This window comes from Alcanivorax sp. 24 (assembly GCF_004360225.1).
In the GTDB taxonomy this organism is placed as follows: Bacteria; Pseudomonadota; Gammaproteobacteria; order Pseudomonadales; family Alcanivoracaceae; genus Alloalcanivorax; species Alloalcanivorax xiamenensis.
Genome location: NZ_SNUA01000031.1, coordinates 1 through 9,689 on the forward strand (window position 1 = coordinate 1; position 9,689 = coordinate 9,689).

At 62.7% G+C, this 9,689-nt stretch carries 7 protein-coding genes; 1 reads left to right on the top strand and 6 read right to left on the bottom strand.

Going from position 1 to position 9,689, the window contains the following annotated elements:
- The 3 genes from E0L37_RS21015 to E0L37_RS21025 all read right to left on the bottom strand — a co-directional run.
- Positions 1-688, bottom strand: a 688-nt coding sequence (locus E0L37_RS21015) for an IS4 family transposase (RefSeq protein WP_133491545.1), incomplete at its 3' end; no start/stop codon positions are given.
- A 130-nt stretch (positions 689-818) separates the two neighbouring features.
- Complete coding sequence (locus E0L37_RS21020; RefSeq protein ID WP_133493598.1) at positions 819-1,850, bottom strand: aldo/keto reductase; 1,032 nt, start codon at positions 1,848-1,850, stop codon at positions 819-821.
- Positions 1,851-1,917: 67 nt separating this feature from the next.
- On the bottom strand, positions 1,918-3,120 hold the full coding sequence (locus E0L37_RS21025; protein WP_133493599.1) for an MFS transporter: 1,203 nt from the start codon (positions 3,118-3,120) through the stop codon (positions 1,918-1,920).
- A 133-nt stretch (positions 3,121-3,253) separates the two neighbouring features.
- Here E0L37_RS21025 and E0L37_RS21030 point away from each other — a divergent pair, with 133 nt between their 5' ends.
- A complete protein-coding gene (locus tag E0L37_RS21030; RefSeq protein ID WP_133493600.1) occupies positions 3,254-4,183 on the top strand; it encodes a LysR family transcriptional regulator in 930 nt (309 codons plus the stop codon).
- Positions 4,184-4,348: 165 nt separating this feature from the next.
- Here the strand turns inward: E0L37_RS21030 and E0L37_RS21035 are convergent, their stop codons facing one another.
- The 3 genes from E0L37_RS21035 to E0L37_RS21045 form a co-directional block, all read right to left on the bottom strand.
- Positions 4,349-6,523, bottom strand: coding sequence for a malate synthase G (locus E0L37_RS21035; protein WP_133493601.1), 2,175 nt, complete (start codon positions 6,521-6,523; stop codon positions 4,349-4,351).
- Positions 6,524-7,316: 793 nt separating this feature from the next.
- Positions 7,317-8,183, bottom strand: coding sequence for a tRNA 2-thiocytidine(32) synthetase TtcA (gene ttcA, locus E0L37_RS21040; protein ID WP_133493602.1), 867 nt, complete (start codon positions 8,181-8,183; stop codon positions 7,317-7,319).
- A gap of 42 nt (positions 8,184-8,225) precedes the next feature.
- Positions 8,226-9,023: an SDR family oxidoreductase gene (locus E0L37_RS21045; protein WP_133493603.1), complete on the bottom strand. Its 798-nt coding sequence runs from the start codon at positions 9,021-9,023 to the stop codon at positions 8,226-8,228.
- Positions 9,024-9,689: the final 666 nt, after the last annotated feature.

Consider the following 9,689-nt stretch of genomic DNA (forward strand, 5'->3'; position numbering starts at 1 on the left):
GACAGTCCGCCAGAATCACATAACTACCATACAGACCGTCCCCCAGGAGGATATCGCCGGCATTGAAGCCAGGCAGCAACGAACGGAACAGGGTGTGTTCGCTGGCGCCTTTACCCGCGTAAGGCCCCATTGCCGCATTCAGTACGGCACCACTGGCCAGACAGGTGACGGCGACAATACGACACAGTGGGAAGCCCAGACCAGGCTTCTGCGAGCGCTGCTGGGGGTAAACCTCTTGATTGGCGGGCGTGTCCGGCAGGGTCACTGTGGTGCCGTCAACGATGCGAACAGGCCGCCCCTGCCAGAGCCAGTCATCAGGTACTTTCTCGTTGATCAACGCGCCTGTGGCACGTGCCAGAGATGAGACCAATTCCAGTGGTAAACGCTGCCGAGCTTTGCAATAGCCGCCCGTGGAAGTACTGCACGCCTTGCGCCCTCCCAGCCAGCGTGCCACCGCAGCTTCGTTGACCACTCGCTGACAGGAGCGATCCGCTTGCATCACCTGGCTCAGAAACATCGCCAAGGTTTCCGTTGGCGGGAAGAGGCGCTCGCGGTGCTCGGGCAATAAGGATTCCAGTACATCAAAGAGTTCTGCCGAGGTGAGTAGATTGAAAAAACGGATGGCATCTTGGCGGGACAACTGCTGTTTGATTGCTTGCTGCTGAAATCGATTCTGTTTAGCATCCATGGGAGCTGATCCTTGGCGGGGTGTGGATTCTTTGGCGAGATAAACACGCTGCCATTGGATCAGCTTTTTTGTTTCTGGATCAAGGTCTTATCGACTAAGTAAGTGCCATTCGAGTCAGATCCCCTTTCCTTCACACCAAAGGCGACGTCCGCTCGGCGAATTGGCCGTTCCAGTACGGATAGTAGGGGTACGGCGGTGTCACCGCGCTGGCCTTGTCGAGCCGGGCGGCCTGTGGCTCCGTCATGGACCAGCCCACCGCGCCCAGGTTGTCGCGCAATTGCTGTTCGTTGCGGGCGCCAATCAGTACCGAGGACACCGTGGGCCGGCGCAGGAGCCAGTTGATCGCCACCTGCGGCACGGTTTTGCCGGTTTCCTCCGCCACCGTCAGCAACGCATCCACCACGTTGTACAGCCGCTCTTCCTCCACTGGCGGGGCGAAGCCGGCGGTTTCATGCAGACGGCTGCCCTCGGGCAGCGGTTGCCCACGGCGTATTTTGCCGGTGAGGCGTCCCCAGCCCAGCGGGCTCCACACCAGCGCGCCCAGTCCCTGGTCCTGGCCCAGCGGCATCAGTTCCCACTCGTAGTCGCGACCGATCAACGAGTAATAAGTCTGGTTGGCGACGAAGCGGCTGTAGCCGTAGCGGTCCGCCGCCGCCAGGGACTTCATCAATTGCCAGCCAGAATAATTGGAGGCGCCGATGTAACGGACCTTGCCGGAGCGCACCAGATCGTCCAAGGTCGCCATCACCTGTTCCACCGGCGTCATGGCGTCAAAGTGATGCAGTTGCAGCAGGTCGATGTAATCGGTGCCGAGCCGCCGTAACGAACTCTCCACCGCCCGCACCAGATGATGACGGGAGGCGCCCACGTCATTGGCGCCCTCTCCGCTTCGCAGGCTCACTTTTGTGGACAGAATCACCTGGTCGCGGCGGCCGGCGACAGCGGCCCCGAGTACTTCCTCGGAGGCGCCGTCCGAGTACACGTCGGCGGTGTCGAACAGGGTCACTCCAGCTTCCAGACACAGGTCGACCAGCCGCCGCGCCTGCTCCACTCCGGTGTTTCCCCAGGCGCTGAACAGCGGCCCTTTGCCGCCGAAGGTGCCGGCGCCAAAGCCCAGTGCCGGCACTTTGAAGCCGGAGTGTCCCAGATAACGGTGTTCCATGATTGTTTCTCCTTGGTCTGATGTTGGTCTGATGGAATTCGCCTGCGAGCAGGCTTCCCACAGCGGCTCAGGCACAGTCCCCGGTTTCAAGCAGCGGCGCGCGCTGGCGTTCCCGCCGCAGCGCCCACAGCGCCAGGGCAAGGCCGGACAGCGTGACCGCCGAAGCCACCCAGGGAATGCCGGTCAAACCGGTGCCGGAGTGAATCACCGCGCCGCCGAGCCAGGCGCCCAGGGCGTTACCCAGATTGAAGGCGCCGATATTGAAGCTGGAAGCCAGACTGGAGGCGCCCTCGGCACGGCTGAGCACCCACAGTTGCAGCGGCGCCACGGTGGCGAAACTGGCGGCACCAAGCAGGCCGACGAACACCACCGCGGTGACCGGGTGCCGCAGCGCCGGGCCGGTCATTGCCAGCACCAGCGCCAATATCGTTAATGTCACGCCGATGGCGCGCGGCAGGTTACGGTCGGCCAGCCGGCCACCGGCCAGATTGCCGGCGATCATGCCTACGCCGAAGACCAGCAGAATCGAGGACACCTGCGCTTCGGAAAAGCCGGCCAGGCGGACCAGCATGGGCTGGATGTAGGTAAAGACGGTAAACACGCCGGCGTAACCCAGAACCGTGGTGAGCAGCCCGAGCAACACCGTGCCGCGCCCAATGACCCGGAATCCGTCACGGAACGATTCCCCGCCCTGCCCGCCCTGATCGGTGGGCACCAGGGCCAGGATCACCAGGGTCGCCAGCACGCCGATACCGGTGATGGCCCAGAACGAAATACGCCAGCCGTATTCCACACCCAGCCAGGCGCCGGCCGGCACACCCAGCAGGGTCGCCACGGTGAGACCGGTGAACATGATGGCGATGGCGCTGGCACGGCGATGCGGTGGCACCAGGGAGGTGGCCACCACCGAGCCGACGCCAAAGAAGGTGCCATGGGCCAGGGAGGTGATCACCCGCGCCACCATCAGCACGGTGTAGTTGGGCGCCAGGGCGCAGGCCAGGTTGCCGACGGTGAAGATCAGCATCAGCCCGACCAGCACCCGCTTGCGGGACAGGCCCCCAGTGGTGGCGGTCAGCAAAGGCGCACCGACGAACACGCCCAGGGCGTAGCCGGATATCAGCAGGCCAGCAGCGACGATGCTGACGCCCAGATCGTCCGCCACCTGCTGCAGCACGCCCATAATCACGAATTCAGTGGTGCCAATGCCAAAGGCACCGATGGTCAGCGCGTACAGCGCCCAGGGTATGCCGCCCTGTCGCGGGTCTTTCATGACCGTTCTCCGAGGGAATGGGATCGAGAGACGGCATGCTAGGGCTTTACCTCTTTCACAAAAACAATATAACCTTTTATTCACTTTCAATATTTTCTTGAAAATACTGCTTCAATTCTGCCTTGGACGAACCATGGAGAGACTCAGTGACATCGCGCTGTTCCTACGCGTGCTGGATCAGGGCTCGATCAGCGCCGCGGCACGTACCCTCGACCTTTCCGTGGCGGTGGCCAGCCAGCGTCTGAAGCGGCTGGAACGGGATCTGCAGGTACGTCTGCTGCACCGCACCACCCGCCGTCTCCACCCTACCCCCGAGGGCCGGCTTCTGGCGGAGCGGGGGCGGTTGCTGGTGGAAGACCTGGAAGCCCTGGCCAATGGGCTCCGGCAAAGCGCCAACGAGATCAGCGGCACCCTTCGTCTGGCGCTGCCACCGGCATTCGGGCGTCAGTATATTTCCCGGCTGCTGCCCGGTTTTTTGCAACGCTACCCGCAAGTGCGCCTGGACGTGCATCTGAGCGATGACCAGGTGGACCTGGTGGGGCAAGGGTTTGATCTCGCCATTCGTATCGGTGTGCTCAAGGACTCCTCCCTGGTGGCGCGACGACTGGCCGACGACAAGCGGGTGCTGTGCGCATCCCCCGATTACCTGGCCCGCCACGGGGTGCCCACCCATCCCCGGGAACTGGCCGATCACCCCTGTCTGCTGCTGACCAGCCATCCGGACCGGCAGGACGTCTGGGATCTGCGCGACCCGGACGGACGGCCATGCCCGGTCAGAGTCAGCGGCCCGGTCCGCGCCAATCAGGGGGAGTTGCTGACCGAAGCCGTGCTCGCCGGCCTGGGCATTGCCCAGCATTCGCTCTGGCACATCCACGAACACCTGTGCCAGGGCCGTCTCAAGGTGGTGTTGGCGGATTATCAATTGGCCGACACCGCCATCCACGCGGTGATGCCGCAACGCAAGCAAGTGCCGCCAAGGGTGCGGGCCTTCGTGGAGTTCGTATCGGAAAGTCTTGGAGACGCGCCGTTGTGGGAGCGGCTGCCGGAGGGAAGCCGGGCGTGAAAGGTAATCGCGCCCGACAGAGAGGGATAGAAAACCGCCGTAGGAAATTACTCTCGAGTAAATCCTCGGACGCCAGGGGCACCATTCGCCAGCAAGCTGGCTTCCCACAGCCTTACTACGAAACCACCGTGGGAAGCCGCCTTGGCGGCGAATGGCGTACTACGTTCAGCCGGCCAGTTTGGCTTTCAGTTCACGGCGACGGCGGTGCAGGACCGGCTCGGTGTAGCCGCTGGGCTGCTCGCAACCCTTGAACACCAGATCACAGGAGGCCTGGAAGGCAATGCTGTCATCGAAGTTCGGCGCCATGTCCATGTAGGTCGGGTCACCGGCGTTCTGCTTGTCCACCACTTGCGCCATGCGCTTCATGGACTCCATCACCTGTTCCTCGGTGACGATGTCATGGTGCAGCCAGTTGGCGATGTGCTGGCTGGAGATACGGCAGGTGGCGCGGTCTTCCATCAGGCCGACGTTGTTGATGTCCGGCACCTTGGAACAGCCCACGCCCTGATCTACCCAGCGCACCACGTAGCCGAGGATACCCTGGGCGTTGTTGTCCAGCTCCTGCTGGATTTCGTTGGCGGTGAGTTCGCCTTCCAGCAACGGAATGGTGAGGATGTCGTCCAGGGAGGCACGGCCACGGCTGGCCAGCTGCTCCTGCACTTGCTGCACGTTCACTTCGTGGTAGTGCATCGCATGCAGGGTGGCGGCGGTGGGTGACGGCACCCAGGCGCAGTTGGCGCCGGCTTTCGGGTGACCGGCCTTGGTGGCCATCATTTCCGCCATTTCGTCCGGCTTCGCCCACATGCCTTTACCGATCTGGGCCACGCCTTGCAGGCCGCATTCCAGGCCGATATCCACGTTCCAGTTTTCGTAGGCGTTGATCCAGGGCATGCCTTTCATATCGCCTTTGCGCGCCATCGGGCCCGCTTCCATGGAAGTGTGCATCTCGTCACCGGTACGGTCGAGGAAACCGGTGTTGATGAAGATCACCCGGTCCTTGGCCTGGCGGATACATTCCTTCAGGTTGACGGTGGTGCGGCGCTCTTCATCCATGATGCCGATCTTCAGAGTATTGGCCGGCAGGCCCAGCGCTTTTTCCACCCGCTCGAACAGTTCCACCGCGAACGCCACTTCTTCCGGGCCGTGCATTTTCGGCTTCACGATGTACACGGAGCCGGTGCGGCTGTTGCGGAAATCGGCGCCGTCCTGCTTCTTCAGATCGTGGATGGCGGCCAGCACGGTGACCATGGCGTCCATGATCCCTTCCGGGATTTCTTCACCGTTGTGCAGGATCGCCGGGTTGGTCATCAGGTGACCGACGTTGCGCACCAGCAGCAGGGAACGGCCCGGCAGCACCAGCTTGCCGCCGTCCAGCGCGGTGTATTCACGGTCCGGGTTGAGGGCGCGGGTCAGGGTGCGGCCGCCCTTGTCGAAGCTTTCCTTCAGATCGCCTTTCATCAGGCCCGCCCAGTTGCGATACACCTCGACTTTGTCCTCGGCGTCCACCGCGGCGACGGAGTCCTCGCAGTCCTGAATGGTGGTGATGGCGGATTCCAGCAGCACGTCCTTGACGTTGGCCGGGTCCTCGGCGCCGATCGGATGTTGATCGTCGATCTGGATTTCCGCATGCAGATTGTTGTGCTTGAGCAGCACGCCGCTGGGGCGCTCGGCGTCGCCCAGGTAGCCGCGCAGCTGTCCTTCGTCGGCCAGACCGGATTCGCCCTCTGTCAGGCTCACCACCAGCTTGCCGTCGCGGATCGCGTAGCCGGTGCTGTCCTTGTGGGAGCCGTTGGCCAGCGGGAAATAGGTGTCGAGGAAATCACGGGCAAAGGCAATCACCTTGTCACCGCGCTTCGGGTTGTAAGCGCCACCGCGCTCGGCGCCGTCTTCCTCGGAGATGGCATCGGTACCGTAGAGCGCGTCATACAGGCTGCCCCAGCGAGCGTTGGCGGCGTTCAGCGCGAAACGGGCGTTCTTCACCGGCACCACCAGCTGCGGGCCGGCGATATGGGCAATCTCGTCGTCCACGTTCCGGGTCGCCACTTTGAAATCATCGCCTTCCGGCAACAGGTAGCCCAGCTCGGTGAGGAAGCGCTTGTATTCCGGCAAGTCGATCTGCTTGCCCTTGCGCTCCAGATGCCAGCCGTCGATCTTCCGTTGGATTTCGTCACGCTTGGCCAGCAACGCCTTGTTGCGCGGCGCCAGGTCGGCCACGATCTGTTCCAGCTGCGCCCAGAAGTGTTCCACATCCACACCGGTACCCGGCGCCACTTCGTTGACTACCAGATCATGAAGTTCAGCGGCGATTTCCAGTCCGCCCTTTTTAATGCGATCGGTCATGTGCTCCTACCTTCTGGTCGAGTCGAAAACAAGGCCCGGGCGGCGCGGTGCGCGAGGCCCAGAGGCCGGAAAGCGGCGGCATTTTACCTGAAACGGTCCGGCCTTACACGTTTGACCGGGGGGTCAGTTGCCAGATGACAAACCGGACGCCGGACGCCGGACGCCGGACGCCGGACGCCGGACGCCGGACGCCGATAATGCAAAACCAGACCCAACGCCCTGGCAAGCACTAAAACGCTTTTTAGGGTTCATCGCGGTTTGGCGGGCCACCGCGCTTCAATCATGGGCACGGGTCTGTAACGGAAGGGGCTACCAAGCCGCTATATTCGCCGGCAAGCCGGTCTCCCACGGATCATGCCACGAAGCCGCTGTGGGAAGCTTGCTGGCAAGCGAATATCCCAACACCAGAGGGCCGGAATTCGCCAGCAAGCTGGCCTCCCACAGGTCCGCCACGAAACTGCTGTGGGAAGCGGCCCGGGCGGCGCTCCGCTTGGCCGCGAATGCCCTGAGCCGTTGACGATTCGCTTGCCAGCAAGCTTCCCACAGCGGCGCTGTAGCCACCTCTGAAGGGAGGTCTTCGAGGTAACCGGGCAATACGGGAGCCCCCGCCGGAGCGACCCTTCCCGCTAAACCGCGAGGAACCTTTTTATGACCGCCGTCCATGGCGGTCACCCTTCGGGCCGTCGCCAAGCAACGTTAAAAATTGCTCCCGGCAATTTCTTATTTCCGCAACGCCCGCAGCCCCGGGTTTTGACTTTAGCGTCTGGCGTCTGGCGTCTGGCGTCCGGCGCTTTCAACCGCCGAACAAGTTGACCACATCCAGACGATGGGCGTGCTGCCCCGCTCGCTGCACGCCGTCTTCCAGGTGTTCAAAGTCAAACAGGCGGGTGTCCGCCAGTTGGGAGGGAGCGATATTCTGAATCGCGGAAAAGATGCTCTCGACACGGCCGGGATGCTCACGATCCCAGCTGTTGAGCATTTCCTTGATGGTCTGACGCTGCAGATTCTCCTGGGAACCGCACAGGTTGCAGGGGATGATGGGAAAATCCTTGTAGCGGGCGAAGCGCACGATGTCCTTTTCCCGGCAGTAAGCCAGCGGGCGGATCACCACGTTCTTGTTGTCGTCGCTGCGCAACTTCGGCGGCATGGCTTTCATCTTGCCGCCGAAGAACATGTTCAGGAACAGGGTCTCGACGATGTCGTCACGGTGGTGACCCAGGGCGATCTTGTTCGCGCCGATCTCCTCGGCGAAGCCGTACAGGCTGCCCCGTCGCAGCCGTGAACAGAGCCCACAGGTGGTTTTCCCTTCCGGCACCTTCTCCTTGACGATGGAATAAGTGTCCTTCTCCAGGATGTGATAGGACACCCCTTCCTTCTCCAGGTAATCCGGCAGTACATGCTCCGGGAAACCCGGTTGTTTCTGATCCAGATTCACCGCCACCAGTTCAAAATCCACCGGCGCGGAAAGCTGCAGATTGCGCAGAATCTCCAGCATGGTGTAGGAATCCTTGCCACCGGACAGACACACCATCACCTTGTCGCCGTCGGCGATCATGTTGTAATCGGCGATGGCCTTACCCACTTCCCGCCGCAGTTTCTTCTGCAGCTTGTTGAAGTGGGTGCGATGCTTGGCATCGAGACTGTCGGTGACGCTTGCCATGGCAACCTCTGAACGGGCTCTGCGGGTTGGTGAGTTAAGGGGTCAGGTGACCTTGATCTTGCGGATCAGGCGGCGGTACAACGGCGGACACCATCGTTTCAGATACACGCCCATGCGCTCGCGGCCGGCGATGATAACCTGATCGCGGCCACGCTGCACGGCCTCCACCACCCGCCGGGCGCACTCCTCGGCGGCCAGGCCCTGCTCCTGGGCCTCGTCCATGGTGCCCTGGGCGGAACCGTCGCCCACCAGCGCGTTCACCGATACCTGGGTACGGATAAACCCCGGCATCACCAGGGTAACGCGAATGCCCTCATCGTATTCTTCCGCCCGCAGCGCCTCGAAGAACCCGTGCAGGGCGTGTTTGCTGGCGCTGTAGGCGGAACGCAGCGGGGTCGGCAGTTCCCCCACCAGCGAGGTTACCACCACGAAACGGCCAGCTTTGGCCGCCCGGAACACCGGCAGCACCGCCTTGGTCAGCGCCACCGCGCCGAAGTAATTCACCGCCATGATGCGCCGGTCCACCTCCACACTGGTCTCGCGCACCAGCGACCGTTGGGAAACGCCGCCGTTGTGCACCACCTGATCCAGCCGCCCGAAGCGGGCCATGACCTGCTCCGCCGCCGCCGGCATGGCGTCAAGGTCGCTCAAATCCAGGGGCAGCACCAGATGTTGATCGGCGTTCACCAGGGTGTTCCGCACCCGCTCCAGTTCCTCCCGGCGCCGGGCCGATAACACCAGACGAGCGCCGTAGCGGGCGTATTCCGCCGCCAGCGCCTCGCCGATACCGGAGGACGCGCCGGTAATCCAGATCACCTGATCCGCCAAGGAAGATGCCATGACTTGCTCCTTTTGTGTTGGACGCCGGACGCCGGACGCCGGACGCCGGACGCCGGACGCCGGACGCCGGACGCCGGACGCCGGACGCCGATAATGCAAAACCAGACCCAACGCCCTGGCAAGCACTAAAACGCCTTCTTTTAGGTTCATCGCGGTTTGGCGGGCCACGGCGCTTCAATCATGGACACGGGTCTGTAACGGAAGGGGCTACCAAGCCGCTATATTCGCCAGCAAGCTGGTCTCCCACAAATCTGCCACGAAGCCGCTGTGGGAAGCTTGCTGGCAAGCGAATATCCCAACACCAGAGGGCCGGAATTCGCCAGCAAGCTGGTCTCCCACGGATCCGCCACGAAGCCACTGTGGGAAGCTTGCTGGCAAGCGAGTATCCCAACACCAGAGGGCCGGAATTCGCTAGCAAGCTGGCCTGCCACGGATCTGCCACGAAGTCGCTGTGGGAAGCTTGCTGGCAAGCGAATATCCCAACACCAGAGGGCCGGAACTCGCCAGCAAGCTGGCCTCCCACGGATCCGCCACGAAGCCGCTGTGGGAAGCTTGCTGGCAAGCGAATATCCCAACACCAGAGGGCCGGAACTCGCCAGCAAGCTGGTCTCCCACAGGTCTGCCACGAAGCCACTGTGGGAAGCTTGCTGGCAAGCGAGTATCCCA